Annotated in this window: 24 protein-coding genes and 1 tRNA gene; 11 read left to right on the top strand and 14 right to left on the bottom strand. The window is 69.2% G+C overall.

What is annotated here, in order from left to right; translation table 11 throughout:
• Positions 1 to 5: 5 nt before the first annotated feature.
• From ACZZZB_RS04075 to ACZZZB_RS04095, 5 genes are all read left to right on the top strand, one after another.
• Positions 6 to 1841 carry a helicase-associated domain-containing protein gene (locus tag ACZZZB_RS04075; protein ID WP_463529059.1) on the top strand — a complete coding sequence of 612 codons (1836 nt, stop codon included), beginning with the start codon at positions 6 to 8 and terminating at the stop codon, positions 1839 to 1841.
• A 50-nt stretch (positions 1842 to 1891) separates the two neighbouring features.
• Positions 1892 to 3535 carry a DNA repair helicase XPB gene (locus ACZZZB_RS04080; RefSeq protein WP_137242086.1) on the top strand — a complete coding sequence of 548 codons (1644 nt, stop codon included), beginning with the start codon at positions 1892 to 1894 and terminating at the stop codon, positions 3533 to 3535.
• Between the two features lie 46 nt (positions 3536 to 3581).
• On the top strand, positions 3582 to 4271 hold the full coding sequence (locus tag ACZZZB_RS04085) for a response regulator transcription factor (protein ID WP_056007716.1): 690 nt from the start codon (positions 3582 to 3584) through the stop codon (positions 4269 to 4271).
• A gap of 10 nt (positions 4272 to 4281) precedes the next feature.
• Entirely contained in the window at positions 4282 to 5946 is a 1665-nt protein-coding gene (locus tag ACZZZB_RS04090) for a sensor histidine kinase (RefSeq protein WP_463529060.1), read from the top strand.
• A 153-nt stretch (positions 5947 to 6099) separates the two neighbouring features.
• Complete coding sequence (locus tag ACZZZB_RS04095) at positions 6100 to 6390, top strand: WXG100 family type VII secretion target (protein ID WP_064296564.1); 291 nt, start codon at positions 6100 to 6102, stop codon at positions 6388 to 6390.
• 31 nt (positions 6391 to 6421) lie between these two features.
• Here the strand turns inward: ACZZZB_RS04095 and ACZZZB_RS04100 are convergent, their stop codons facing one another.
• From ACZZZB_RS04100 to ACZZZB_RS04120, 5 genes are all read right to left on the bottom strand, one after another.
• Positions 6422 to 7627 (bottom strand): hypothetical protein, encoded by a 1206-nt coding sequence (locus tag ACZZZB_RS04100; RefSeq protein ID WP_463529061.1) that lies wholly within the window; start codon positions 7625 to 7627, stop codon positions 6422 to 6424.
• 80 nt (positions 7628 to 7707) lie between these two features.
• On the bottom strand, positions 7708 to 9327 hold the full coding sequence (gene groL, locus ACZZZB_RS04105) for a chaperonin GroEL (protein WP_064296567.1): 1620 nt from the start codon (positions 9325 to 9327) through the stop codon (positions 7708 to 7710).
• Between the two features lie 204 nt (positions 9328 to 9531).
• Positions 9532 to 9735 carry a cold-shock protein gene (locus tag ACZZZB_RS04110; protein ID WP_079705369.1) on the bottom strand — a complete coding sequence of 68 codons (204 nt, stop codon included), beginning with the start codon at positions 9733 to 9735 and terminating at the stop codon, positions 9532 to 9534.
• Positions 9736 to 10020: 285 nt separating this feature from the next.
• The gene (locus tag ACZZZB_RS04115) at positions 10021 to 10593 is read right to left on the bottom strand and encodes a LytR C-terminal domain-containing protein (protein WP_137242088.1); all 573 of its coding nucleotides are present in this window, start codon (positions 10591 to 10593) and stop codon (positions 10021 to 10023) included.
• A 21-nt stretch (positions 10594 to 10614) separates the two neighbouring features.
• Positions 10615 to 10923 carry a DUF3263 domain-containing protein gene (locus tag ACZZZB_RS04120; protein WP_079705365.1) on the bottom strand — a complete coding sequence of 103 codons (309 nt, stop codon included), beginning with the start codon at positions 10921 to 10923 and terminating at the stop codon, positions 10615 to 10617.
• Positions 10924 to 11140: 217 nt separating this feature from the next.
• Between ACZZZB_RS04120 and msrB the strand changes: the two genes are divergently transcribed.
• Complete coding sequence (gene msrB, locus ACZZZB_RS04125; RefSeq protein WP_079705364.1) at positions 11141 to 11560, top strand: peptide-methionine (R)-S-oxide reductase MsrB; 420 nt, start codon at positions 11141 to 11143, stop codon at positions 11558 to 11560.
• On the top strand, positions 11557 to 12105 hold the full coding sequence (locus ACZZZB_RS04130) for a nitroreductase family protein (RefSeq protein WP_192005404.1): 549 nt from the start codon (positions 11557 to 11559) through the stop codon (positions 12103 to 12105). The genes msrB and ACZZZB_RS04130 overlap by 4 nt, the downstream gene beginning before the upstream one ends.
• Positions 12106 to 12147: 42 nt before the next feature.
• Here ACZZZB_RS04130 and ACZZZB_RS04135 read toward each other — a convergent pair whose 3' ends face one another.
• The 3 genes from ACZZZB_RS04135 to ACZZZB_RS04145 form a co-directional block, all read right to left on the bottom strand.
• The gene (locus ACZZZB_RS04135) at positions 12148 to 13104 is read right to left on the bottom strand and encodes a DMT family transporter (protein ID WP_463529062.1); all 957 of its coding nucleotides are present in this window, start codon (positions 13102 to 13104) and stop codon (positions 12148 to 12150) included.
• Positions 13105 to 13165: 61 nt separating this feature from the next.
• Positions 13166 to 13241, bottom strand: a tRNA-Thr gene (locus ACZZZB_RS04140).
• A 46-nt stretch (positions 13242 to 13287) separates the two neighbouring features.
• Complete coding sequence (locus ACZZZB_RS04145; protein WP_191940693.1) at positions 13288 to 14256, bottom strand: DsbA family protein; 969 nt, start codon at positions 14254 to 14256, stop codon at positions 13288 to 13290.
• Between the two features lie 256 nt (positions 14257 to 14512).
• Here ACZZZB_RS04145 and ACZZZB_RS04150 point away from each other — a divergent pair, with 256 nt between their 5' ends.
• Complete coding sequence (locus tag ACZZZB_RS04150) at positions 14513 to 15622, top strand: ABC transporter ATP-binding protein (RefSeq protein WP_079705359.1); 1110 nt, start codon at positions 14513 to 14515, stop codon at positions 15620 to 15622.
• A 104-nt stretch (positions 15623 to 15726) separates the two neighbouring features.
• Positions 15727 to 17007: a DUF4032 domain-containing protein gene (locus ACZZZB_RS04155; protein ID WP_064296363.1), complete on the top strand. Its 1281-nt coding sequence runs from the start codon at positions 15727 to 15729 to the stop codon at positions 17005 to 17007.
• 95 nt (positions 17008 to 17102) lie between these two features.
• Here the strand turns inward: ACZZZB_RS04155 and rlmB are convergent, their stop codons facing one another.
• On the bottom strand, positions 17103 to 18113 hold the full coding sequence (gene rlmB, locus ACZZZB_RS04160) for a 23S rRNA (guanosine(2251)-2'-O)-methyltransferase RlmB (RefSeq protein WP_137242092.1): 1011 nt from the start codon (positions 18111 to 18113) through the stop codon (positions 17103 to 17105).
• Positions 18103 to 19557, bottom strand: a complete 1455-nt coding sequence (gene cysS / locus ACZZZB_RS04165) for a cysteine--tRNA ligase (protein ID WP_202937992.1) — start codon at positions 19555 to 19557, stop codon at positions 18103 to 18105. The genes rlmB and cysS overlap by 11 nt, the downstream gene beginning before the upstream one ends.
• 40 nt (positions 19558 to 19597) lie before the next feature.
• Here cysS and ACZZZB_RS04170 point away from each other — a divergent pair, with 40 nt between their 5' ends.
• A complete protein-coding gene (locus ACZZZB_RS04170; protein ID WP_463529063.1) occupies positions 19598 to 20710 on the top strand; it encodes a winged helix DNA-binding domain-containing protein in 1113 nt (370 codons plus the stop codon).
• A gap of 11 nt (positions 20711 to 20721) precedes the next feature.
• Here the strand turns inward: ACZZZB_RS04170 and ispD are convergent, their stop codons facing one another.
• Both ispD and ACZZZB_RS04180 read right to left on the bottom strand, forming a co-directional pair.
• Positions 20722 to 21972, bottom strand: a complete 1251-nt coding sequence (gene ispD / locus ACZZZB_RS04175; protein ID WP_463529064.1) for a 2-C-methyl-D-erythritol 4-phosphate cytidylyltransferase — start codon at positions 21970 to 21972, stop codon at positions 20722 to 20724.
• A gap of 46 nt (positions 21973 to 22018) precedes the next feature.
• Positions 22019 to 22501 carry a CarD family transcriptional regulator gene (locus ACZZZB_RS04180; RefSeq protein ID WP_137242096.1) on the bottom strand — a complete coding sequence of 161 codons (483 nt, stop codon included), beginning with the start codon at positions 22499 to 22501 and terminating at the stop codon, positions 22019 to 22021.
• Between the two features lie 211 nt (positions 22502 to 22712).
• On the opposite strand from ACZZZB_RS04180, the gene ACZZZB_RS04185 reads away from it, so the two are divergent.
• Positions 22713 to 23246 carry a hypothetical protein gene (locus ACZZZB_RS04185; protein WP_191940689.1) on the top strand — a complete coding sequence of 178 codons (534 nt, stop codon included), beginning with the start codon at positions 22713 to 22715 and terminating at the stop codon, positions 23244 to 23246.
• 75 nt (positions 23247 to 23321) lie between these two features.
• Here ACZZZB_RS04185 and ACZZZB_RS04190 read toward each other — a convergent pair whose 3' ends face one another.
• Together ACZZZB_RS04190 and ACZZZB_RS04195 are read right to left on the bottom strand one after the other, a co-directional pair.
• The gene (locus tag ACZZZB_RS04190; protein WP_064296370.1) at positions 23322 to 24005 is read right to left on the bottom strand and encodes a response regulator transcription factor; all 684 of its coding nucleotides are present in this window, start codon (positions 24003 to 24005) and stop codon (positions 23322 to 23324) included.
• Positions 24002 to 25168 carry a sensor histidine kinase gene (locus ACZZZB_RS04195; RefSeq protein WP_137242097.1) on the bottom strand — a complete coding sequence of 389 codons (1167 nt, stop codon included), beginning with the start codon at positions 25166 to 25168 and terminating at the stop codon, positions 24002 to 24004. The genes ACZZZB_RS04190 and ACZZZB_RS04195 overlap by 4 nt, the downstream gene beginning before the upstream one ends.
• Between the last annotated feature and the right edge of the window lie 73 nt (positions 25169 to 25241).

Below are 25241 nucleotides of genomic sequence, written 5' to 3' on the forward strand. Positions count from 1 at the left end.
CGACCATGGGCGAGGCCTTCGCGATCGCGCGCCGCCTCCGGGAGCTCCCGGACGACGCGCTCCGCCGGCTGACGCCCGACCGCAGGGCCTCCTCCGCCCGCATAGCGGACTTCTTCGACTTCGCCGAGGCCCTGTTGGACGATGCGAGCGTCGCCCGCCGGATGGCACTGCTCGACCGGGACACCCTCGCGGTGCTCGCCGCCGCGCTGGACGGGACCGAGCGCCAATCGCTCGCGACCACGCTCGGACGCGAGCAGTCGGAGGTGGATGCCGCCCTGGAGCGGCTGGAGCGGGACATCCTCGTGCTGGACGACGGAGCCGGTCCGATCAGACCGGTGAGCGCGGTGGCCGCGGTGTTCGAGGAGTGGGCGGCGAGCGGCAGACCAGGCCGTGCAGAACTCCAACGTCCGGCGGCGGCGCCGACGTCCCACGCGACCCGCCCCTCGCCCGACACGGACGCCCTCGCGAGCGAGCGAGCGGCCGGCGCGGTCGGCATCGTCGGCGAGAGCCTCCATGAACTCGACCGCGAGCCCGCACGCCTGCTCGGCCGTGGAGCCCCGTCCATGCCGGACCTCAAACGGCTCGCAGCCGCGGCGGCGAGCACGCCCGAGCAGATCGAGCTCGCCCTGTCCGCGGCGTCGTCGGCCGGGCTCACCGACGCGATCGGCTCGAGCATCCGCCTGAGCGAGGTCGGCGAGGCCTGGCTGGCGTCGGCCACCGCGGAACGCTGGCTCCGCCTCGCGACGGCCTGGCGCGACGCGATCCCGGCCACGGTCCGCGATCACATCCTGACGGCGTACCGGCGCGGTTCCGTCGACCTGGTCGAGGAGCTCAGCTGGTGGTACCCGTTGGCGGAGGACGCTGTCGTGGCACCGACGCGGGCGGTCGACGCGGTCGCCGAGCTGCTCGGGATCACCGTCGACGGGGTGACCAGCGGGTTCGGACGACTCCTCGTCGACGGCCACGCGGCCGACGCGGCCTCGGCGCTCGCGTCGATGCTCCCCGCCGAGGTGTCGCAGGTCGTCCTCCAGGACGACCTGACCGTCATCGCGCTCGGTCCCCCGACGGCGGAACTCGACGTCCGCCTCCGGGCCCTCGCGGAGCCGGAGGGGCGCGCCCAGGCGTCGAGGTACCGCATCACGACCGCGAGCGTCACCCGAGCCCTCGCCGACGGAGACACGGCCGAAGACCTGCTCGCCTACCTCGAGTCCATCTCCCTGACCGGCGTCCCTCAGCCTCTGCGGTATCTCGTGTCCGAGGCCGCATCCCGATTCGGCCTCGTCCGCGTCGGGACGATCCGCGCGTCGGCCGACGCCTCGGCCGACCCTGGACGCAGCAGCTACATCCGCTCCGACGACGCCGGCCTGATCGCGGCGATCTCAGTCGACCAGAGCCTCGTGGCGCTCGGTCTCCGTCCGAGCGACGAGCACCGGCTCACCAGCCGGATCGAGGCGGCGACGGTCTACTGGGCCCTCCACGACGCGCGCTACCCGGTGGTCGCGGAGGACGACGACGGCGCCCCGCTCCGGATCCGTCGGCAGCCGGTCATGCGCACCGCGCTCGCCGCTCCGGCCGCCTCGACGGAACCGGATCTGGTGTCGCGGCTCCGCGCCGACGACCGCGGCGACACGAGCAGCGCATGGTTGGCCAAGCAGCTGGAGATCGCCGTCCGCGACCACACGCCGGTCACCGTGCAGCTGCAGCACGGCGAGCGCCGATCCACGTTCACGATCGAACCGGTGAGCCTCGCCGGCGGCCGCCTGCGCGGTCTGGACCGGTCGGCCGACGTCGAACGCACCCTGCCGCTCGCGATGATCACCGAGGTCCGGATCGCCGGCTGAGCGCTCGCTCAGGGGGTTGCGCACCGGATCCGCCGGTAGACTCGACCGTTATGTCTGATGGACCACTGATCGTCCAAAGCGACCGCACCGTGCTGCTCGAGGTCGCCCACCCGCTCGCCGAGGACGCCCGCCACGATCTCTCGGTGTTCGCCGAGCTCGAGCGCGCGCCGGAGCACATCCACACCTACCGGATCACCCGTCTCGGACTGTGGAATGCACGGGCCGCCGGGCACGATGCCGACCAGATGATCGAGACGCTGGAGCGGTATTCGAAGTTCTCCATCCCCGCGTCCGTGACGATCGACATGCGCGAGACCGTCAACCGCTACGGCCGGCTCGTGATCGAACGCTCCGAGGAGGGCGAGCTCGTCCTCCGCTCCACGGACCTCCCGATCCTGACCGAGGTGGCCGGCGCCAAGCGGATCGCGCCCCTCCTCATCGGGCACCCGACGCCGGACACCTTCCTCGTCGAGCCCTGGGCACGCGGCGCGCTCAAGCAAGAACTCGTGAAGCTGGGCTGGCCCGCCGAGGACCTCGCCGGGTACACCGCCGGCACGCCGCACCAGATCGACCTGGTCGAGGACGGCTGGCACCTCCGCGACTATCAGCAGCAGGCGGTCGACAACTTCTTCTCCGGCGGTTCCGGTGTCGTGGTGCTGCCCTGTGGTGCGGGCAAGACCCTGGTCGGCGCCGGAGCGATGGCGACGGCGTCCACCAACACGCTCATCCTCGTCACGAACACGGTGTCGGCACGGCAGTGGCGCGACGAGCTGTTGAAGCGCACCTCCCTCACGGCCGAGGAGATCGGCGAGTACTCGGGGCAGGTGAAGGAGGTCAAGCCGGTCACGATCGCGACCTACCAGATCCTCACGGCCAAGCGGAAGGGCGAGTACGCCCACCTCGCCCTGCTCGACGCCATGGACTGGGGCCTCGTGGTCTACGACGAGGTGCACCTGCTCCCGGCCCCCGTCTTCAAGCTCACCGCCGAGCTGCAGGCGCGACGTCGCCTCGGCCTGACGGCGACGCTCATCCGCGAGGACGGCCGCGAGGGCGACGTCTTCTCGCTCATCGGCCCGAAGCGGTTCGACGCCCCGTGGAAGGAGATCGAGGCGCAGGGCTTCATCTCCCCCGCCGCGTGCTTCGAGGTGCGCGTCGACCTGCCGCAGGCCGACCGCCTCACGTACGCCGCGTCCGCCGACGACGAGCGGTACCGCCTCGCGGCGACCGCTCCGGCGAAGCTCGACGTCGTCCGCCAGCTCGTCGAACGGCACCGCGGTGAGCAGATCCTCGTCATCGGGCAGTACCTCGACCAGATCGAGGAGCTGGCAGAGACGCTGGGTGCCCCGCAGTTGACCGGCGCAACACCGGTCGACGAGCGAGAACGGCTCTATCAGGCCTTCCGCGACGGCACCGAGCAGGTGCTCGTCGTCTCGAAGGTCGCGAACTTCTCGGTCGATCTGCCCGAAGCGACCGTCGCCATCCAGGTTTCGGGTTCGTTCGGTTCACGACAGGAAGAGGCGCAGCGTCTCGGCCGTCTGTTGCGCCCGAAGTCCACGGGACTCACCGCGAGCTTCTACACCCTGGTGTCGCGCGACACGGTCGATCAGGAGTTCGCACAGAACCGGCAGCGCTTCCTCGCTGAACAGGGCTACAGCTACACGATCCTCGACGCCCACGCCCTGCAGAACGCGTGAAACAGGCTCTCAGAAAAGTCTCAAGAAACGTGCAGATAATGGTGTCATGACCGGACCCCGCATCCTCATCGTCGACGACGAACCGAACATCCGCGACCTCCTCACCACCAGCCTGCGATTCGCCGGCTTCGCCGTCCGTGCCGTGGGCAACGGCGCAGCCGCCATCTCGGCGGTCCTCGAGGAGGAGCCCGACCTCATCATCCTCGACGTGATGCTGCCGGACATGAACGGCTTCGGCGTCACCAAGCGTCTGCGCAGCGCCGGCTACACGGCGCCCATCCTCTTCCTCACCGCGAAGGACGACACCGAGGACAAGATCACGGGCCTCACCGTCGGCGGCGACGACTACGTCACCAAGCCCTTCAGCCTCGATGAGATCGTGGCCCGCATCAAGGCGATCCTCCGCCGGACGATGCAGGCCGACGAGGATGCGGTGATCCGCACCGGCGAGCTGACGATGGACCAGGACACCCACGAGGTCCTCGTCGGCGACACCCCCATCGACCTCAGCCCGACCGAGTTCAAGCTCCTCCGCTACCTCATGCTCAACCCGAACCGTGTCCTGTCGAAGGCCCAGATCCTCGACCACGTCTGGGAGTACGACTTCAACGGCGACGCCGGCATCGTCGAGAGCTACATCTCCTACCTGCGTCGGAAGCTCGACCAGTTCTCCAGCGAGCCGCTCATCCAGACCAAGCGCGGATTCGGCTACATGCTCAAGGCCGGAAAGGCGTAGCCCCCACCCGATGGCCGATTCCCTGTCCACCTGGTGGAGCAGCGTCTCACTCCGGACGAAGATCACCGGGGTGACGGTGCTCGTCCTCGCCTTCGGTCTGCTCGTCGCGGGCATGGGGACGACCCCGCTCCTCAAAGAGGTCCTCACCCAGCAGGCGAACGACAGTCTGGTCACTGCGGCCAAGGGCAAGATCGTCGGTGAGATCTCCGAGGACGGACAGCTCCAGCTCGACGCCCCCTCGACGCTGTTCGTCGCCGTGTACGACACGAACGGCGAACTCCGCGCCTCGTCCGGGTGGGACGACAGCATCGCCCCCGAACACCCGGCGCACCTCAGCGCGAACGACGTCGCCGCGAGCGGGACCCAGATCTACACGACCACCAACGCGAGCGGCACGATCGTGTACCACGCGGTCTCCGTCCCGGTCACCCTCGACGGGTTCCGCACGGGAGCGGCGTGGGTCGCCATCTCAATGCAGGGCACCGACAACACGATCGCGACGTACCTCACGATCTTCTTCGTCCTCGGCGTGCTCATCATCGTGGTCGGAGCGCTCCTCACCCGGTGGTTGGTGACAGGCACGTTCGAGCCGCTCCGCCAGGTGGAACGGACAGCGGCCGCGTTCGCCGACGGCGACTTCAGCCAGCGACTCGCGGGCTCCACGCCGAACACCGAGGTGGGGCGACTCAGCCGATCGCTCAACACGATGCTGGCCCGCATCGACCGCGCGTACTCGGACCGCGGGAAGACCATCGAGCAGATGCGGAACTTCGTCGGCGACGCGAGCCACGAGCTGCGCACCCCGCTCGTCTCCGTGCGCGGCTACGCCGAGCTCTACCGGATGGGTGCCCTCCAGACGCCGCAGGACGTCGCACAGGCCATGGAGCGCATCGAGAAGGAGGCCATCCGCATGGGTGCGCTCGTCGAGGACCTCCTCCAGCTCGCCCGCCTCGATGAGACGCGACCTCTGAACGTCGCCCCCGTCGACCTGCTCCCGATCGCGCGCGACGCCGCGCTCGACACCACGGCCCAGGCCCCCGGGCGCACGGTCCAGGTCGTCCGCGACGAACGCATGGCGCGAGCCGTCGACGACGATGCCTCCGAGACCACCGGCGAGTCCCCGGCCGCTGCCGACGCACCAGCCCAGACGGGCTCGACCGGGCCGATCTTCGGCGCGACGTTCAACCGGTTCCGGCGTCGGCCGAAGCCCTCCGGCGACGCCACCACGCCCGACACGAAGCCCATCGCCGAACCACTGACCCTGGCCGTGCCGCCGATCGTCCTCGGCGAGGAGAACAAGATCCGGCAGGTCGTCACGAACCTCATCGGAAACGCCCTGCGCTTCACGCCCGCCGACAGTCCGATCGAGCTCGCGGTCGGCACGGACGCCCGCGCCGGGACCGCCAGCATCGCCATCGTCGACCACGGCGAGGGCATCCCGCCGCAGATCCGCGAGAAGATCTTCCAGCGCTTCTGGCGTGCCGACAGTTCGCGGACCCGCGAGACGGGCGGCAGCGGCCTCGGACTGGCGATCGTCGCCTCCATCGTCGCGGCGCACGGTGGCACGGTCGACGTGACCGAGACCCCCGGCGGCGGCGCGACGTTCCGCGTCATCCTGCCGCTCGCCCCGTCGGCGGCCACGAGCCCCATCGTCATCGCGGGCCCTCCGGCCTGACCCGGCGGCGGACCGCCTCGACCCTCCTCCACAGGCTCAGGCCTGCTCCGGAGTGCGCGCCCGAGGCCTTTCTCGCCGGTTCCGGCCGGTGACGAGCACCTACCGTCTCGGTAGCGGCGATGACAGGCATCGCCCGGACGAACGGAGTTCCCGATGGCCACTTTCCAGGTCGACAGCGACGCGGTCGAGCGCGCCTCCACGGCGGCACGCGTCACGATCGAGCAGATCCAGAACGAGGTCGCCCGCCTGCACACGCAGCTGGCGGCACTCGACGGCCAGTGGACCGGCGCTGCAGCGGCCGCGTTCCACGGTGTCGTCGAGCGCTGGAGGGGCACCCAGCGTCAGGTCGAGGAGAACCTCGGCGAGATCAGCCGAGCGCTCGCCGTCGCGGGCACGCAGTACGCCGAGATCGAGCGGGCGAACGCGAGCATGTTCAGCGGGTGAGCGTCGGTTGGCGGCGGCGAGGACAGCCCGATCAGCTTGACGCCGCCGCCATAGCCGTCGCCAGCGCGATGGCCCGCGCGGTGGCGCTGGCTGATCCGTCTCTTGGCGTCGGCGGCGAGCCCACGGTGATCGTAACCCAGGTGCCTCGCAGGTTCATCTCGAGCCTCGCTTGACCTGTGGCACCCGAACCGGCTTGCACGAATGCGCTTTCGGCGGGTAGCCCGTCGATTTCGACGACCGACACTTCAGGGGCCGTTCGCGCAAGCGCCAACGACTCGGCGAACGCGGGACCGGCACCGGGCAGCGTGGAGACCGATCCCATACGCCCGAACTCCGCATCGGCGAATCCGCAGGTCTGCCCGCCAGCGACCAGCACAGCGCCGTAGGGGAGGTTACTGGAGCGGTAGCTGAAGCCAGGTACCCAGACCGGCGACACGAGATCGAGTGTGGATTCGAGCACGTCGAGGGAGACGACCGCACCGCACTCGCGCGGCCAGGTGGCGCTCTCCGGGGGGAGCGACGGCTCTGCACTCGCTCCGAGGCCACCGACGACGGACGCGACCTGATCGAACAGCGCCTGCTGCATTTCGGTCGGCGGTAGGTCCGCGTTCACGTAGGCGACGGCAGCGACGTTCACCCAGTATTCACCAATGAGCATATCGGTCGAACACAGCCCGTGATCGCAGGCTCCGGCGGGATCGGCCGTCGGCACGGACCCGTCGATCTCTGTCGCGATCCGTTCAGCGACGTCCGAAGCGCGCGGGACGATGGCGACAGTCACCGCGAGCCAGTTGTCCGGCCCCTCGATACCGTCTTGGTCATCAGTCGGCGCCGCCGGGTCGATCGCACCCCACTGGCAGGAGAGACCTCCTGCATACTCGACGGCCGCCGGGAAGAACGTTCCTGAGGATGCGAGGGCGGGGTCGGTCGCTCCCGAGGCCAGCGAAACATCGAACGTCGCGTCCACAACCGCCTGCGGAACGAGCTGCTCGCAGTTCGTGTCGATCAGACTCTGCGGCCACGTCGGAGCGGGTGTGGCCGTCGGCGTCGCCGACGGCGATGCAACCGCCTCGGGTGACGGGGTCTCCTTCGGCGCGGTCGCGCAAGCGGTCAGCATGAAGATCGTGGCGGCAATGGCCGCGGCTCCCCCGAGTCGTGTCATAGCCTCAGCATAGAGACGAAACAGAGGCGACCTGCGACCGCCCAGTGACGACTTCATAACGGATGCGGTCAGCATGCCGGAATCGACATACGCGTCCGGAAACGACGCAGGGCGCCTCCCGAAGGAGACGCCCTGCGCAGGTGTTGCTGTCGGACTTAGAAGTCCATGCCACCGGTCGGGTCGCCGGCCGGAGCCGGGTTCTTCTCCGGCTTGTCGGCGACGACGGCCTCGGTGGTGAGGAACAGACCGGCGATCGACGCTGCGTTGAGCAGCGCGGAGCGCGTGACCTTCACCGGGTCGTTGATGCCGGCAGCGAGCATGTCGACGTACTCTCCGGTCGCGGCGTTGAGGCCGTGTCCGACGGGCAGGTTGCGGACCTTGTCGGCGACGACGCCGGGCTCGAGGCCCGCGTTGAGCGCGATCTGCTTGAGCGGAGCGTCGATGGCGACCTTGACGATGTTCGCACCGGTCGCCTCGTCACCGACGAGCTCGAGCTTCTCGAACGCGGTCTTGCCGGCCTGGATCAGGGCGACGCCACCACCGGCGACGATGCCCTCTTCGACGGCAGCCTTCGCGTTGCGAACAGCGTCCTCGATGCGGTGCTTCCGCTCCTTGAGCTCGACCTCGGTCGCTGCACCGGCCTTGATGACCGCCACACCGCCCGCGAGCTTGGCGAGACGCTCCTGGAGCTTCTCGCGGTCGTAGTCGCTGTCGGTGTTGTCGATCTCCTTGCGGATCTGCGAGACACGACCGGCGATGGCGTCGGCGTCGCCGGCACCCTCGACGATGGTGGTCTCATCCTTGGTGATGACGACCTTACGGGCACGGCCGAGCAGGTCGAGTGTGACGGTCTCGAGCTTGAGGCCGACCTCCTCGGAGATGACCTGGCCACCGGTGAGGATGGCGATGTCCTGCAGCTGAGCCTTGCGGCGGTCGCCGAAGCCCGGAGCCTTGACGGCGACGGACTTGAAGATGCCACGGATCTTGTTGACGACGAGCGTCGCGAGAGCTTCGCCGTCGACGTCCTCAGCGATGATGAGGAGCTGCTTGCCCGACTGGATGACCTGGTCGACGATCGGCAGGAGGTCCTTGATCGCGGAGATCTTCTGGTTGGCGATGAGGATGTAGGGGTCCTCGAACACCGCTTCCTGGCGGTCGGGGTCGGTCACGAAGTACTGCGACAGGTAGCCCTTGTCGAAGCGCATGCCCTCGGTGAGCTCGAGCTCGGTGCCGAAGGTGTTCGACTCCTCGACGGTGACGACACCCTCCTTGCCGACCTTGTCGATCGCCTCGGCGATGATCTCGCCGATGGTGGTGTCGCCGGCGGAGATGGAAGCGGTCGCAGCGATCTCCTCCTTGGTCTCCACCTCCTTGGCGTTGGCGATGAGCTCGACCGTGACGGCCTCGACGGCCTTCTCGATGCCGCGCTTGAGGCTGATGGGGTCGGCGCCTGCGGCGACGTTGCGGAGGCCCTCGCGGACGAGCGCCTGTGCCAGCACGGTCGCCGTGGTGGTGCCGTCGCCGGCGACGTCGTCGGTCTTCTTGGCGACCTCCTTGACGAGCTCCGCGCCGATCTTCTCGTACGGGTCGTCGAGTTCGATCTCCTTGGCGATGGACACGCCGTCGTTGGTGATCGTGGGGGCGCCCCACTTCTTCTCGAGGACAACGTTGCGACCGCGCGGCCCAAGGGTGACCTTGACCGTGTCAGCAAGAATGTTCAGTCCACGCTCGAGGCCGCGACGGGCCTCCTCGTCGAAAGCAATGATCTTAGCCATGTGTGTTTTTCGTCCCTCCCGGACGTCATGAACGTTGTTAGCACTCAATGAGTACGAGTGCTAAGTCGATTCTGGCACTCAGGGGGTGGGAGTGCAAGTGAGCACCGGCGCCCTGAGCGAACTCCCGGGAACAGCCCCGGAACGACGAACGACGCCGCCCACCGAAGTGGACGGCGTCGCAGGAATCGCGTACCTGATCAGCGGCTACGCCAGGCGCACACCCTCGGCCTGAGGCCCCTTTGCTCCAGTGCCGACCTCGAAGACGACCGCCTGGCCCTCTTCCAAGGACTTGTAGCCGCTCATGTCGATCGCCGAGTAGTGGACGAAGACATCCTGTCCACCGTCGTCGACCGTGATGAAGCCGAAGCCCTTCTCAGCGTTGAACCACTTGACGGTTCCGTTCGCCATTTCATACTCCCATTGCTGCGTGCTCGCAGGCATCGACTGTTGCCGAACCCGGACCTGCCATCCGGGATCGGGACCCCGGTGACCACCCTGCGCCGAAGTGGACCCGGGGGCGAGTCGAGACGGGACGGGATGAGCGGCCAGTTCCAGATACTAATCCGGAGCACCGCGCGGATTCACCCCGAAATCGACAAACGGGGCGGAGTGATACGACAACTCAACATGGAGGAAACACTCCGGAAACACGGCGTGCCGGCGACCCGAGCGATCGACCCGCTCCAGCCGCGCTCAGGCGGCAGGCTGGTAGTCCGCGCCGACCACGACGACGATGCGGAGGACCGGCGCCTCGCCCTCCTCGACGGGGATCGCGTACGTGTCCGTGATCTGGATCGGGATGCCGCCGAGCGCGTTCGCGATGGCGCGGGCGACGCCCTCCTGCGACGGATCCTGGTAGTAGACGCCGCTCGTCGTGACGTCCTCCGTGCTGGCGTCGCTCGTCCCGATCTGCTGCGTGAAGCCGGCAGCCGTGATCGCTGCCGCCGCCGATGCGGCGAGGCCGGCGGTGGGTGTGCCGTTCAGGACGAGGATGCTAGCCGCGGGGTCGACGACGGGGGCAGCCTCGGTCGGGGTGGGGGTCGGCGTGGGCGTGGCGCTCGGGCTCTGCGAGCCGCCGAAGAAGTCGATCCGGTCGTTCAACCCGAACAGGGCGAAGGTGCCGACCCCCACGAGTACGAGCGTGGCGACCACGGCGACGAGGAAGGCGATCCAGCCGCGTCCCTTGGGAGCAGGGGCACGGTGCGCGCCGACGCGCTTGAGGTCGGGGACCTCGTCGAAGCGGTCGGGCGGGAAGGATTCAGCCATGGTGTGGTCTCCGAGAGCTGCTCAGCCGTCGGTGCGGGGAGCCGAGGCTCCTCGCGCCGAGAGTCGGGCGTCGCGGGTGCGCTGCAGCCGCTTGATCAGCATGGGGTCGTGGGCGAGGGCGGACGGCGAGTCGATGAGCGCGCCGAGCAGTTGATAGTACCGGGCCGGGGACAGGGCGAAGCGGTCGCGGATGGCGGCCTCCTTGGCCCCGACGTGCTGCATCCAGTGGGACTCGAACTCGAGGATCTCGAGCTCGCGCTGGTCGAGGCCTCCCGTCGGCGTCGACGCGTCGTCATCGGCAGGCGTGCGCGACGCTGGCTGCATGCTCATCTCCTGCCGATCGGTGCCGATGCGGCGACCGTGGAGTCATGCTCCGGTCCGCCGTCGTCCAAGTCTATTCAGCCGATGCCCGCCGGGCCGCATCCACCCCGGCGAGGGCCGACGTTCACCGGGAAGGATCAGGCTCGGTGCAGTGTTATGGAATACGTCGGGAGCCGCATGCACGAGGCAGCCCCGCACGTAGGATGACCGAGACGAATGGAGCAGCATGACGTACGACGTGTCGAAGACCGATGAGCAGTGGCGCGAGGAACTCACGCCGGAGCAGTATCAGGTCCTCCGCGGAGCGGCGACCGAGCGGGCCTGGACCGGTGAGCTCCTCGACGAGTCGCGCGCGGGCCTCTACACCTGTGCGGCCTGCAACGCCGAACTCTTCAAGAGCGGTACCAAGTTCGATTCCGGCTGCGGATGGCCGAGCTTCTACGAGTCCGTGAACCCCGAGGCGGTGCAGCTCATCGAGGACCGCACCCTCGGCATGGTGCGCACCGAGGTCCGGTGCGCCAACTGCGGCTCGCACCTCGGCCACGTGTTCGACGACGGCTTCGGCACGCCCACCGGCGACCGCTACTGCATGAACTCGATCGCGCTCAACTTCGCCGCGGCCGACACCACCGAGCCGACGGAGTGACCGAACCGGTCGAGCGCCCCGTCCTCGCCGCCGTCGCCGGGCGGCGTTCGTGGTCCAAGGTCACCGACGTCGCTCCGAGTGACGCGGAACTCCTCGAGGTCCTCGCGGCGGCCGGTCGAGTGGCCGACCACAGCGCCCTGCGTCCGTGGCGGGTCATCACCCTCCGCGGCGACGACCGCGTGAAGCTCGGCCGGGCGCTCGCGAAGGCGGAGGGCGACTCGAAGCCCTCGACGAAGCCGCTCCGCGCGCCCCTGTTGCTCGCCGTCGTCGTGAGCGTGAAGAAGTCGAAGGTGCCCGCCTGGGAGCAGGAGGCGGTCGCGGCCGGAGTGGCCCACATGGTCAGTCTCCTGCTCGACGACGCCGGTTGGGGCGTGTTCTGGCGCACCGGCGGCGCGACTCGCGCCAAAGCGGTCCGGAAGGCACACGGCCTGAAGAAGGGCGAGGAGCTCCTCGGCTGGCTGTACGTCGGAGGGAAGCCGGGTAACGCTCGCACGGGGCGCCGCAAGACGATCAACGCGAAGGCGCACCTCAGCTCCATGCCCTGAGGACGGAGTCGCTCACGGCATCCGACGGCCCGACGGCTCGACTCAGTCGGCGGACGAAGATGCCGTGGGACGACGCCTGAACCGCGCCGATGCGATCGCCACGGCGGCGAACGCGAGGAGTGTCCCGATGACCGTCGCGACATGCACGCCGCCGTCGTCGGTGGGCAGGAGCACGTCGAGGGCGAGCGCGCTCAGGGTCTGACCGGCCACTGTGCCGAGCCCGAGGATGAGCACGCCCGTGTGCTGCACGAGCAACGCCGCCACGGCGATGAACACGCATCCGATCGGGCCTCCGAGGTAGAGCCACCACTCCCCCGGGAGCGGTCCGGGCGGCGCGACGATGACCGCGTGGAGCACCGCGGCGATGACCAGCACGACCGTCCCGACGATGAAGTTGATGAACGTGGCGGCGAGCGTGCTCTGCGCCCGCATCTTCACGCGACCGTTGACCGCCTGCTGCCAGCCGATCCCGATGCCGGCGAGGAGCGGGAGGACGAGCAGTCCGAGTGGGATGCTCCCGCCGAGCTCGCCCGAGACCGCGACGCCGACGGCGACGAGGGCGACGACCGCCCCGAGGACGCGCTGGACGCTGAACCCGACGACGCCTCCCGGGCCGAAGCCGATCCGGTCGAGCACGAGTCCGCTCGCCGTCTGGCCGGCGACGACCGCGACCGTGAAGAGGGCGACGCCGAGCGTGGCGGCGGTGAGCCCCTGCGAGAGCACGAGGAACGCGCCGGCACACCCACCGAGCACCGTCCACCAGGGCATCTCCCGGCGTCGGACGGCACCGGCCACCGTGGAGAGCCCCTGACGACCGGTGCGGGAGACCGCCAGCCCGACGGTGAGGATGATCAAGCCGCCGCCGAACGAGATCGCAGCCGCGGTGAACCCGTCACCGAGGCGGGCTCCGAGATCACCGTTCAGCCTTGCCTGCACCGCGATGAAGGCACCGCTGACGACGGCGATGAGGAGCGCGAGCGGCGCTGGGACACGGGTCACGGGAGGGTTCCTTCCAATGAGGAACCGCCCACTCAGCGAGGCTGAGCGGGCGGTTCTCGGCTGGAGCCGACGACGGGACTTGAACCCGTAACCTACGCTTTACAAGAGCGTTGCGCTACCAATTGCGCCACGTCGGCCGACAGGGGCTGGCCCCGGTCCCATCCATCCTACGATGACGGCGGATCAGCCGTTGGTCACGGGCGACTCGCTGGCACCCGGCGTCGGCGTCCCGGTGGAGTAGCTCTCGCTCGAGACGGCGAGGACGAAGGCCGCGAACTGCTCGGCGTCGGTGAGCGAACCCGTGTACTGCTTGCCGTTCACCAGGATGGTCGGCGTCCCCTCGACCTTGGCGACGTCGGTGCCGGGCAGCGGGCCGCTGCGCGCACGGTCGGTCGAGTCCTTCACCCACGACTTGTAGGTGCCGTCGTCGATGCAGGCGTTGATCTTCTTCTCGCCGCCGGAGATGACGCCCTTGGCGATCGACTTCAGCTCGGCGTCGGTCAGGCCCTCGGTGTTCTCCTTGGGCTGGTTCTCGAACAGTGCGGTGTTGAAGGAGAAGAAGTCGTTCGGCGAGTACTCCGCGACGCAGGCGGCCGCGTTCGAAGCGCGCAGCGAGTACTGCGTCCCGAGCGACAAGTTGCTCAGCGTTGCGAGGGGGTGCACCGTGTACGTCGCGGCGCCGGCCTCGAGCCAGCCCTTGACCTGCTCCGCGTTCGTGGTCTCGAACTGACCGCAGTAGGGGCAGAGGAAGTCCTGGTAGACGGAGATCTCGACGCCGTCGGCGGCGGGGGTCTCGGTGGCTGCCGGCGTCTCAGCCGGGGCGGGCTCCGCGGGGGCGGCCGGATCGGTCGCGCTCGGCGTCGGCGTGGACGCACTGGCCGGGGCTCCGACCAGCTGCAAGCCGGCGGAGACGGTGAAGCCGTCGTTCTTCGCCGCGGTCGGGACCGGTCCGGCGGGCTTGATCGACGTCACGATGATGACCGCCACCACCGCCACGATCGCGAGCGCACCGAGCACGATGCCGCCCTGGAGCAGCACCCGGTTGCGGCGGTCGCGGCGCTTCTGCTGCTCGCGCAGCACCCGCGCCTTCTCGCGTGCCGCGTCGCGTCGTTCGTTCTTGGTCGGTCGGTTCTGCGATCCAGCGCCAGACATTGATCCTCGTTTCGGGGGGCTCGCGCTGCGGAGACGAGGCAGCGCCAAACAGAGTAATCGTAGACCTGCCGCCTGAGAGAGGCCCAAACCAGGCCGGGAGCCGGCTGTGCGTCCACCGAGAGATCCGCTGGTCGCTGGACCTTCCATTCACAGGTGGTCGTGGCATACTGGAACGGCGAACCGGCCATCGATGACGGGTTCGCGTCCATTCACAACGGATCGTCCGGCACGTACCTGCCGGTGAAGGAGAACAACCATGGCGTCTGTGACGTTCGACAACGCAACCCGTTTCTACCCGGGTGGCACTCGCCCCGCGGTCGACAAGCTGAACCTCGAGGTCGCCGACGGCGAATTCCTCGTCCTCGTCGGCCCGTCCGGCTGCGGCAAGTCAACCTCCCTCCGCATGCTCGCCGGCCTCGAAGAGGTCAACGACGGCCACATCTTCATCGGCGACCGCGACGTCACCGACGTGCCGCCGAAGGACCGCGACATCGCGATGGTGTTCCAGAACTACGCGCTCTACCCGCACATGACCGTCGCCGAGAACATGGGCTTCGCGCTCAAGATCGCCGGTGTCGGCAAGGAAGAGCGCGCCACCCGCGTGCTCGAAGCCGCCAAGCTCCTCGACCTCGAGGACTACCTGACCCGCAAGCCGAAGGCGCTCTCCGGTGGTCAGCGTCAGCGCGTCGCGATGGGTCGAGCCATCGTCCGTCAGCCCCAGGTCTTCCTCATGGACGAGCCGCTGTCGAACCTCGATGCCAAGCTCCGCGTCCAGACCCGCACCCAGATCGCGTCGCTGCAGCGTCGTCTCGGCGTCACCACCGTCTACGTCACCCACGACCAGACCGAGGCGCTCACCATGGGCGACCGCATCGCGGTCCTCAAGGACGGCATCCTGCAGCAGGTCGGCACCCCGCGGGACCTCTACGAGAAGCCGAACAACGTCTTCGTCGCCGGCTTCATCGGCAGCCCGGCCATGAACCTGTTCGAGGGTGAGATCGCCGACGGCGGCATCAAGCTCGGCGGATTCATCATCCCGGTCGAGCGCGAGATCACCGATGCCGCTCCGTCGAAGAACGTCACGGTCGGCGTGCGCCCCGAGGACATCACCGTGTCCAGCAACTCGGGCTCCGGCATCGAGGTGACCGTCGACCTCGTCGAGGAGCTCGGCGCCGACGGCTACCTGTACGGCCACACCGACGTCTCCGGCAAGCGCACCGACATCGTCGCCCGCGTCGACGGTCGCAACCACGCACACATCGGCGACACCGTGTTCCTCGCGCCGACGCCGCACCACGTGCACGCGTTCGACTCGGCATCGGGTGAGCGTTTGGGCAACAAGCCGGTCGTGTCCTCCTCGATCTAGTTTCCCGCCGACGATGGTCGAGCGGTCGGTCTCCGATCGCTCGACCATCGTCGTTTTCGCTTGTCCAGTCTCAGCACGACGATCCCCGAGGAGCGCTCCGCACCATGTCCGGCGCATTGAACATCACCGCCGCCACCGTCGACCCGGCGCTGCTCGACCTCCCCTGGGAGCTCCCCCTCGAGAACTGGCCGAATGAGGCCATCGCCTCGCTCCCGAAGGGCATCTCGCGCCACCTGGTCCGGTTCGCGAACCTGTCCGGCTACGTCATCGCCGTCAAGGAGACGACCGCGGAGATGGCGAAGGGCGAGTACGACATGCTGCGCACGCTGCAGCGCCTCGACATCCCCTGCGTCGACCCGCTCGCGGTCATCACGAACCGGAGCGACCGCAAGGGCCGCGAGCTGCCGAGCGTGCTCGTGACGCGGCACTTGAAGTTCTCACTCCCCTACCGTGCGCTCTTCCAGGGCACCCTCCGGCCCGACACCGCGACCCGCCTCGTCGACGCGCTCGCCGTCCTCCTCGTCCGGCTGCACATCGTCGGCTTCTTCTGGGGCGACGTGTCGCTGTCGAACACGCTCTTCCGGCGCGACGCGGGCGCCTTCGCGGCCTATCTCGTCGACGCCGAGACGGGCAAGCTCTACGAGGGCGGCCTGTCGAACGGGCAGCGTGAGAACGACCTCGAGATCGCCCGGGTGAACATCGCCGGCGAGCTCCTCGATCTCGAGGCAGGCGGACGCGCGGACGCCGAACTCGACCCCGTCACCGTGAGCAACGGCATCGTCGCCGCCTACCGGTCCCTCTGGAAGGAGCTCACGGGCTCCGAGTCCTTCGACGCGTCCGAGCGCTGGCGCATCACCGAGCGCGTCCACCGCCTGAACGAACTCGGCTTCGACATCGAGGAACTCGCGATCAAGACGACCGACGAGGGCTCGACCGTGCGGATCCAGCCGAAGGTCGTCGACGCCGGGCATCACCAACGCCGGCTCCTGCGGCTCACCGGCCTCGACGCCGGCGAGAACCAGGCGAGGCGCCTGCTCAACGACCTCGACGCTTACTCGGCCTCGTTCGGGAAGGACGGGTTCGACGAGGAGATGGCGGCGCACGAGTGGCTCATCCGCGTGTTCGAGCCGGTGGTGAAGGCGATCCCGCGCGAACTCCGCGGCAAGCTCGAGCCCGCCGAGATCTTCCACCAGCTCCTGGAACATCGCTGGTTCCTCGCGCAGAACGAGGGTCGCGACATCCCCCTGGCGGAAGCCGTGGGTTCCTACGTGAACACCGTCCTGCGGCACCGCCGCGACGAGGCGACCATGATCGTGCCGCCGACCGAGGCGATCAGCATCCCCGCCGCCATGACCGGACCGGTCGACTGGCGAGACCTGGTCTGATCGGGTCCGTCACCTCGACTGACGACAGACAGGCCCTCGGAACGGAGATCCGTTCCGAGGGCCTGTCTCGTTCGTGCGGCGCGTCCGCCGGTCGCCTACTCGGCGTTACGGCGGCGCGCGATCTCGTACAGCGTCACGCTGGCCGCGATCCCGGCGTTGAGCGATTCGGTCGAGGCCGAGATCGGGATCGACACGACCGCGTCGCAGGTCTCGGTGACGAGGCGCGACAGGCCCTTGCCCTCGCTGCCGACGACCACGAGGATCGGCTGGTCGGCGAGTTCGAGCCCGGGAAGGGAGACGTCGCCGTCGCCGTCGAGACCGATCACGAAGACGCCGCGCTCCTTGAACGCCTTGAGCGTCTGGGTGAGGTTGGCGGCCATCGCGACCGGCGTCCGAGCCGCCGCGCCGGCCGAGGTCTTCCACGCGGAGGCGGTGAGGCCCACGCTCCGGCGCTGCGGCAGGATCACTCCGTGGCCACCGAAAGCTGCGGTCGATCGGATGATCGCACCCAGGTTGCGGGGGTCGGTGATGCCGTCGAGGGCGATGAACAACGGGTTCTCGCCACGGGAGATGACCTGGTCGAGCAACTCCATGGGGTGCGCGTACTCGTAGGGCGGCACCTTGATGGCGAGGCCCTGGTGCACACCGTCGAACCCGGCCATGCGGTCGAGCTCCGGACGCATGACCTCAAGCACCGGGATCCCGCGTCGGGTGGCGATGCTGAGCGCCTCCTTCACCCGGTCGTCCATCTCGATGCGGGTCGCGACGTACAGCGTGGTGGCCGGGATCTTCGCGCGGAGCGCTTCGAGGACGGAGTTGCGGCCGGTGACGACCTCGGACTCGTCGCTCGACTTCTGCTTGGTCCGGCCGTTCGTGGACGGGCGTCCGTTCTGGCCGGCCGCCTGCCTTGGCTTGCCGGTGCCGCCGGAAGCCGCGTAGCGCTCCTGCGCGGCCTTCCGCTTGCCGGCGGGGTGCCAGGCGCGGTCCTCGGCCTTGGGCGTCGGTCCACGACCCTCGAGCGCCTTGCGGCCGAGGCCACCGGTGCCCTTGGTGGGACCCTTCTTCGCTTTCTTCGGCCCGGTCGGGCGGGAAGGCTTACTTGCCACTGATACTCCAATGTGCTCCGGACGGGGTGTCTTCGATGGTGATCCCAGCCGCTGTGAGTTCGTCGCGGATCCGGTCGGCCGCTGCGAAGTCCTTGGCGACCCTGGCGTCCGCGCGATCGACGAGCAGACGCTCGACGAGTGCGGACAGGGATCGGTGAGTGACGGGGTCGGTGCCCGACGACCACGAGGGGTCGGTCGGGTCGATGCCGAGCACCCGGGTCATGTCGAGGACGGCGACCGCACGCTCGCGGGCTGTCGCCAGGTCGTCGCCGCCATCGAGGGCGGCGTTGCCGACGCGCACGGCGTCATGCAACACGGCGAGCGCGCGGGGGATGTTCAGGTCGTCGTCCATCGCCTCGACGAAGGCGGCCGGAAGCGTCGCTCGACTGGCGGCCGTGCCCGTCTCGGTGAGCAGGTCGGCGCGAGCGGCGCGATCGAGGAAGCCCTCGATTCGTCCGAGTGCGGCTTCGGCCTCGGCGAGTGCGCCCGGATGGAATTCAAGCGTCGATCGGTACTGCGCTGCACCGAGGTAGTACCGGACGACGAGCGGCCGGGCTGCTGCCAGGAGGTCGGCGGCGTAGACGGAGTTGCCGAGGGACTTCGACATCTTCTGCCCGCCCGTGACGGCGACCAGCCCGTTGTGCAGCCAGTACCGCGCGAAGGGGTCGCCGGCTGCGCTCGACTGGGCGAGCTCGTTCTCGTGGTGGGGGAACCGGAGGTCGAGTCCGCCGCCGTGGATGTCGAACTCCTCACCGAGGTACTTGGTCGACATCGCCGAGCACTCGATGTGCCAGCCGGGCCGTCCCTCGCCCCACGGAGACATCCAACTCGCCGAGCGCGGCTCCCCAGGCTTGGTGCCCTTCCAGAGCGCGAAATCGCGGGGATCCCGCTTGCCGCGCGGGTCGGCGTCGGTCGCGGCCTCCATGTGCTCGGCGCTCTGCCGGGTGAGTTCGCCGTAGCGGCTCCATGAGGCGGTGTCGAAGTAGACGTCGCCGGAGTCGTCGGGAGCCGGGTACGCGTGCCCGGCGTCGATGAGCCGCTCGATGAGCTCCTGCATCTCCGGGATGCTCGCCGTCGCGCGTGGTTCGTAGCTCGGGGGCAGGATGCCCAGGGCACGGTAGGCGGCCGTGAACTCGAGTTCGTACCGGTAGGCGAGCGCCCACCACTCCTCGCCGGGCTGGGCGAACCCGCCCTCGACGCCGGCGGCGGCGTTCGCGAGGATCTTGTCGTCGATGTCGGTGACGTTGCGGACGAGCGTGACGCGGACTCCGGAGGCCGTCAGCCAGCGTCGCAGCTGGTCGTAGACGAGCGCGCTGCGCAGGTGTCCGATGTGCGGAGAGGACTGCACGGTCGGTCCGCAGACGTACAGCCCCGCCTCGGCTTCGCGGAGCGGCACGAAGTCCCGGAGGGACTGCGTTTTCGAATCGTAGAGTCGGAGGGCCACGAGACCAGACTAGCCGCCGTCGTCCGGGCATGATGGTCCCATGACCACGGGACGCGACGACCAACAGGTTCTCCGCGCGCGACTGGCGGCCCAGCTCCTCGACGGAGCCGATCACCGCTCCCCCACGGGTGTCGTCTCGCGGCTGCTCGCGGTCCAGGCCCAAGACCTCGCTTCGTCGCTGTGGGCGGTCGGCGTCAGGTCGAGCGGCATCATGATGGGCGAGGTGCTCGCGGCGCTCGAGGACGGCTCGATCGTCCGGTCCTGGCCGATGCGCGGCACCCTGCATCTCGTCGCCGCTGAGGACCTCGGGTGGCTGCTCGGGCTCGGTGTCCCGCGGGTCCGCTCGACGATCGCGGCCAGACACCGTCAGCTCGAGCTCGACGCCGAGACCTTCTCGCGCTCCCGTGCGCTCACCGAGGGACTGCTCAGCGGGCATCGGCGCGTGACGAGGGAGGAGCTGTTGACGGCCCACACCGATGCCGGGATCCCGATCGACGGACAACGGGGCTCCCACCTCATCATGGAACTCGCGATGTCGGGCGTGGTCTGCTGGGGACCTCCAGCAGGAAGACAGCAGGCACTCGTCCTGACTGAGGAGTGGATCCGTGCACCGCGGGTGCTCGAGGCGGACGAGGCGCTCGGCGAGTTCGTCGTCCGGTATCTCACCGGCCACGGCCCGTCGACGATCGCCGACCTCACCTGGTGGTCCAAGCTCACCGTCGCACAGGCGAAACGCGGCGTCGAGGTGGCCGCCGGACGGCTGGTCTCCGAGTCGCGCGAGGGTGTCACCCGCTGGTCGGCGTCCGAGGGCATCGAGCCGTCACCTGCTCCACGGCGACCACGGGTGCTCGCGCTTCCCGGATTCGACGAACTGCTCCTCGGCTACCGCGACCGCGAGCTGACGCTCCCGGCGGCGTTCGCAGACCGAATCGTCCCCGGCGCGAACGGCATCTTCCTCCCGATGATCGCCGTCGACGGACGCGTCGTCGGCACCTGGCGCCGACGGACGAGCGCGACCGGCGTCGTCGTCACCCCGACGCCGTTCCAACCGCTGTCGCAGCGGGTGCAGGCGGGGTTCCGACGAGCCGCCGGCGAATACGGCCGGTTCCTCGGGCTCGGTGCGTCGGTCGACGAGGGCACGTCCGCCGACTGAGGACCGACCCGTCAGCGGCGCTCGATGAGGGCGGTGGCGATGGCTGTGACACCCTCGCCACGGCCGGTGAACCCGAGCGCATCCGTGGTCGTCGCCGCGATGCTGACCGGCCCGTGGACGAGCGCGCTCAACACGCCCTCCGCCTCCGTCCGACGGGGCGCGAACCGCGGGCGGTTGCCGACGAGCTGCACCGCGACGTTGACGACGACGAAGCCCGCGGCGTGCAGCCGTTCGACAGCTGCCCGCAGGAAGACCTCGCCGCTCGCCCCGGCGAAGCGGGGGTCGTCGGTGCCGAACATGGAGCCGATGTCACCGAGGCCGGCAGCGGACAGCAGGGCGTCGACGATGGCATGGGCGACCGCATCCCCGTCGCTGTGTCCGGCCAGCGGCCGTTCCCCCGGCCACCTGAGGCCGGCGAGGCTCAGCTCGCCGTCGTCGGCGAAGGCGTGGACGTCGATGCCGATGCCGGTCCTGATCGAGGAGGTCGGCCGTGCGCCCACCTCCTGCTGCTGATCCCGGTCCCGGTCCGCCAGGAGTCGCTCCGCACGCTGGGCGTCCCACGGGGTCGTGATCTTGAACGCTGCCTCCGACCCGTCGACGGTGAGGACGGGGTGTCCGGCGTCCGCGTAGAGCGCCGCGTCGTCGGTGGCCGCCGCGAGGCGGTCCTCGGCGACGCGAAAGGCCGCGACGAGGGCATCACGCGGGAACGCCTGCGGTGTCTGGACGGCTCTGAGGGCGGCCCGATCCACGGTCTGCTCGACGAGGGCGCTCGCATCGACCCGTTTGATCGTGTCGGTCACCGGAAGCCCCGGTACGACCCCCCACCCCGTCCGCGCGGCGGCGTCGATCACCCGTTCGAACTGTTCGGTCGGGGTGAGTGCCCGTGCGGCGTCGTGGACGAGTACCGTCCGCACTCCCGGCCACAGGGCGGCGAGTCCGGCGAGGACGGAGGACTGTCTCGTGTCGCCTCCGACGACGACGCGGAGGTGGTCGGCCGCCTTCCCCGCGGCGCGACGACCGATCGTCTCCGCCTCACCGACGCGATCGGCGGGGACGACGACGACGACCTGGACCGCGTCCCGCAGGCGGAAGACCGGGGCGAGCGCGTGTTCGAGCACGGTACTGCCGGCGAGCGACACGAACGCCTTGGGGATCCCGGCACCGAGGCGCGTCCCACTACCCGCCGCCACGATGATCACGCCGACCGCCGGGCCGTCCAGGGATGGATCGGCGATAGCACCCGGTTCGTCAATGGCAGTCATGCCACGAGCCTACTTCTCGGGCGACACGTCCGAACGAACGCTCGGCTCAGGAGGCGAGGACCTCGTCGAGGACCGACGACGCCCGCTCCTCGTCGGTCTGCTCCGCCAGCGCCAGTTCGGAGACCAGGATCTGGCGAGCCTTCGCGAGCATCCGCTTCTCTCCAGCGGAGAGGCCTCGGTCCTGGTCGCGACGCCACAGGTCGCGGACCACCTCGGAGACCTTGATGACGTCGCCCGAGGCCAGCTTCTCGAGGTTCGCCTTGTAGCGGCGGGACCAGTTCGTCGGCTCCTCGGTGAACGGCGCACGGAGCACGTCGAACACGCGGTCGACGCCCTCGCGCCCGATGACGTCGCGTACCCCGACCAGGTCGACGTTCTCAGCCGGGACCTCGATCACGAGGTCGCCCTGGGTGACGCGGAGCTTCAGGTAGAGCTTCTCCTCGCCCTTGATGATCCGGGTCTTCACCTCGGTGATGGTCGCGGCGCCATGGTGCGGGTAGACGACGGTCTCGCCAACTTCGAAGATCATGGGTCTCGGTCCCTTCAGCGTCTCCCAGAATACCACGGCACCCCTGATCAGAGCCGGGTACCGGGTGCCCAGCGAACCGGGTGGTGCACCGGCCGATCACGGGTCCACGACCCGGCCACACCCCTTCGCAGCCGTGGGCTAGACTCGAATCCGGATCCCGGGACACCTGTCACTCGTCTGCGCCCGGGGCCACCACATCTTGGAGGGTTCTGTGAAGGCGCGTCTCATCGCTTCCATCGTCGTCGCGGGTGCTGTCGCACTCGGCATGAGCGGTTGCAACCTCATCGCGCCGCAGGCGACCCTGAAGCAGTACGACGCCTCGGACGGCGTCGGTGTCACCGTCGGCTCGGTGGCCGTCCGCAACGCCATCGTCGTCTCCGACGACGGCGAGACCGGCAACCTCGTCTTCAGCGTCGCGAACCGCGACGACCGCGCCCACACGGTGCTGATCGAGATCGAGGGCAAGGACGAGCAGTTCCAGGTCCTCGCGGAGCCCGGCCTGACGACGTTCGACGGCTCGGGAGCGAACGACCCGCTGCGCATCGAGTCCCTCGGTGTCCAGCCTGGAGCCATCCTGGACGTCTTCTTCCAGTACGGCGACGAGACGGGCGCCACGGCGAGCGTCCCGGTCCTCACCGGCCAGCTGCTCGAGTACTCCACGCTCGTCCCGACGCCGCTGCCGACGGATGAGCCCACCGAGACGCCGACGCCGCTCGCGACGCCCACCACGGAGCCGACCGAATAACGCTCCGTCGCCCCACACGACCGAACGCCCCGCACCTCTTCGGAGGTGCGGGGCGTTCGTCCGTCTGGACCTGCGTCAGGCCTCGAAGCGGTAGCCGAGCCCACGCACGGTGACGAGCATCACCGGTTCCGAGGGGTTCGCCTCGATCCGGGAACGGATGCGTTTGATGTGGACGTCGAGCGTCTTGGTGTCGCCGTAGTAGTCGCTCCCCCACACCCGGTCGATCAGCTGACCACGGGTCAGAACCCGTCCGGCGTTCCGCAGGAGCAGCTCGAGCAGCTCGTACTCCTTGAGCGGCATCGGGATCGGCGCCCCGTTGACCTCGACGACATGGCGCTCGGTGTCCATCCGGACCGTGCCGGCCTCGAGCAGCACCTCCTCCTGCGCCTGGTCCGCCTCGACACGGCGTCGCAGCACCGCCCTGATCCGCGCGAGGAGCTCGCGGGTCGAGTAGGGCTTCGTGACGTAGTCGTCGGCGCCCAGCTCGAGCCCGACGACGATGTCGACCTCGGAGTCCTTCGCGGTGAGCATGATGATCGGTGTGCTCGAGACCGCGCGGATCTGACGGCAGACCTCCGTCCCGGGGATGCCGGGGAGCATGAGGTCGAGCAACACGAGGTCCGCGCCGCGAGCCGTGAAGGCCTGAACCGCCGAGGGACCGTCCTCCGCCACCTCGACCTCGTACCCCTCCCGTTCGAGCAGATAGCTCAATGGTTCGCTGAGGGACGCTTCGTCTTCGACGAGCAGGATGCGGGTCACGGGGTACTCCTTGCCGTGCCGGTGGAGAGGTCCTCCGGCGGGGTCGTTGCTCTGGGGAGGCGGATGGTGAACGTCGAGCCACGGCCCAGCTGCGACCAGACCTTCACTTCGCCGCCGTGGTTCTGGACGGTGTGCTTGACGATGCTGAGGCCGAGTCCGGTGCCGCCCGTGTGGCGGGACCGCGCCTGGTCGACGCGGAAGAACCGTTCGAAGACCCGGTCGCGGTCCTCTTCGGCGATCCCGACGCCCTGATCGGTGACGGCGATCTCGACGACGTCGTCGACCGCCCGGACGCCGACACCCACGTGCGCGCCGGTGGGCGAGTAGTGGATGGCGTTCGAGATGAGGTTGTGCACGGCGACGACGAGCATCGCCTCGTCACCGTACACCTCGAGGTTCTTGCCGCCTTTGAGGGAGAGCCCCACCCCGGTCGCCTCGGCCGGCACGCGGTTCTGATCCACCGCCGCGGCGATGACCCGATCGAGGCGGACGAGTTCCGGCTGGTGGAGGGCGTCGGCCGCCTGCAACCGCGAGAGGTCGATGATCTCGGCGGTCATCCGGGTGAGTCGCTGTGACTCGGTCGCGAGCCGGCTGGCGAACCGCTTCACCCGTTCCGGGTCGTCGGCCGCCGTGTCGAGTGCTTCCGAGAGGAGCCCGATGGCGCCGATCGGCGTCTTCAACTCGTGGCTGATGTTCGCGATGAAGTCCCTGCGGACCTCGTCGAGGCGACGCGCCTCGGTGTGGTCCTCGGCCAGGAGGAGGATGAAGCGAGAGCCGAGCGGCGCTGCCCGCACGCGCAGATGCCGGGTGGCCTCACCGAAGCGCCCGAGCGCGAGTTCCAGATCGCTCGTGACGGCCTCGCCGGTGCGTCGGACCTCGAGCGCGAGGTCGATGAACTCCTGGTTGTCGAGCACGCGGTCGCGCACCAGCCCGAGCGCGAACGCCCCCGGGGAGGCCTTCAGCACGTTGTTGGACGGGTCGACGACGATGCCCGCGCTGTCGAGGGCTTCGAGCACCTGGTCGACCCCGTCGGGCACGACCGGGTTGACGACCGTCGCGGCGCGCTCTCCGCGGCGGAAGGCGAGCGAGGTGAGGGCGACGAAACCGCCCCCGACGATGAGGCCGAGTGCCAGGGCGATCAGCACCAACCACATGGTGTCCATGGGTACTACGTTACTCAGTCCGCCGAACGCCGAACTCGCGAATACCCCGCCACTTCGACGACTGTTCACGCTT

Source organism: Plantibacter sp. AC185, from assembly GCF_979258065.1.

Excerpts from the sequence above, each read along its gene's own strand:
- ACZZZB_RS04075 (WP_463529059.1), top strand. The coding sequence starts at position 6 with ATGGGCGAGGCCTTCGCGATCGCGCGCCGCCTCCGGGAGCTCCCGGAC.
- ACZZZB_RS04080 (WP_137242086.1), top strand. The coding sequence starts at position 1,892 with ATGTCTGATGGACCACTGATCGTCCAAAGCGACCGCACCGTGCTGCTC.
- ACZZZB_RS04085 (WP_056007716.1), top strand. The coding sequence starts at position 3,582 with ATGACCGGACCCCGCATCCTCATCGTCGACGACGAACCGAACATCCGC.
- ACZZZB_RS04090 (WP_463529060.1), top strand. The coding sequence starts at position 4,282 with ATGGCCGATTCCCTGTCCACCTGGTGGAGCAGCGTCTCACTCCGGACG.
- ACZZZB_RS04095 (WP_064296564.1), top strand. The coding sequence starts at position 6,100 with ATGGCCACTTTCCAGGTCGACAGCGACGCGGTCGAGCGCGCCTCCACG.
- ACZZZB_RS04100 (WP_463529061.1), bottom strand. The coding sequence starts at position 7,627 with ATGCTGACCGCATCCGTTATGAAGTCGTCACTGGGCGGTCGCAGGTCG.
- groL (WP_064296567.1), bottom strand. The coding sequence starts at position 9,327 with ATGGCTAAGATCATTGCTTTCGACGAGGAGGCCCGTCGCGGCCTCGAG.
- ACZZZB_RS04110 (WP_079705369.1), bottom strand. The coding sequence starts at position 9,735 with ATGGCGAACGGAACCGTCAAGTGGTTCAACGCTGAGAAGGGCTTCGGC.
- ACZZZB_RS04115 (WP_137242088.1), bottom strand. The coding sequence starts at position 10,593 with ATGGCTGAATCCTTCCCGCCCGACCGCTTCGACGAGGTCCCCGACCTC.
- ACZZZB_RS04120 (WP_079705365.1), bottom strand. The coding sequence starts at position 10,923 with ATGAGCATGCAGCCAGCGTCGCGCACGCCTGCCGATGACGACGCGTCG.
- msrB (WP_079705364.1), top strand. The coding sequence starts at position 11,141 with ATGACGTACGACGTGTCGAAGACCGATGAGCAGTGGCGCGAGGAACTC.
- ACZZZB_RS04145 (WP_191940693.1), bottom strand. The coding sequence starts at position 14,256 with ATGTCTGGCGCTGGATCGCAGAACCGACCGACCAAGAACGAACGACGC.
- ACZZZB_RS04150 (WP_079705359.1), top strand. The coding sequence starts at position 14,513 with ATGGCGTCTGTGACGTTCGACAACGCAACCCGTTTCTACCCGGGTGGC.
- ACZZZB_RS04155 (WP_064296363.1), top strand. The coding sequence starts at position 15,727 with ATGTCCGGCGCATTGAACATCACCGCCGCCACCGTCGACCCGGCGCTG.
- ACZZZB_RS04170 (WP_463529063.1), top strand. The coding sequence starts at position 19,598 with ATGACCACGGGACGCGACGACCAACAGGTTCTCCGCGCGCGACTGGCG.
- ispD (WP_463529064.1), bottom strand. The coding sequence starts at position 21,972 with ATGACTGCCATTGACGAACCGGGTGCTATCGCCGATCCATCCCTGGAC.
- ACZZZB_RS04180 (WP_137242096.1), bottom strand. The coding sequence starts at position 22,501 with ATGATCTTCGAAGTTGGCGAGACCGTCGTCTACCCGCACCATGGCGCC.
- ACZZZB_RS04195 (WP_137242097.1), bottom strand. The coding sequence starts at position 25,168 with ATGGACACCATGTGGTTGGTGCTGATCGCCCTGGCACTCGGCCTCATC.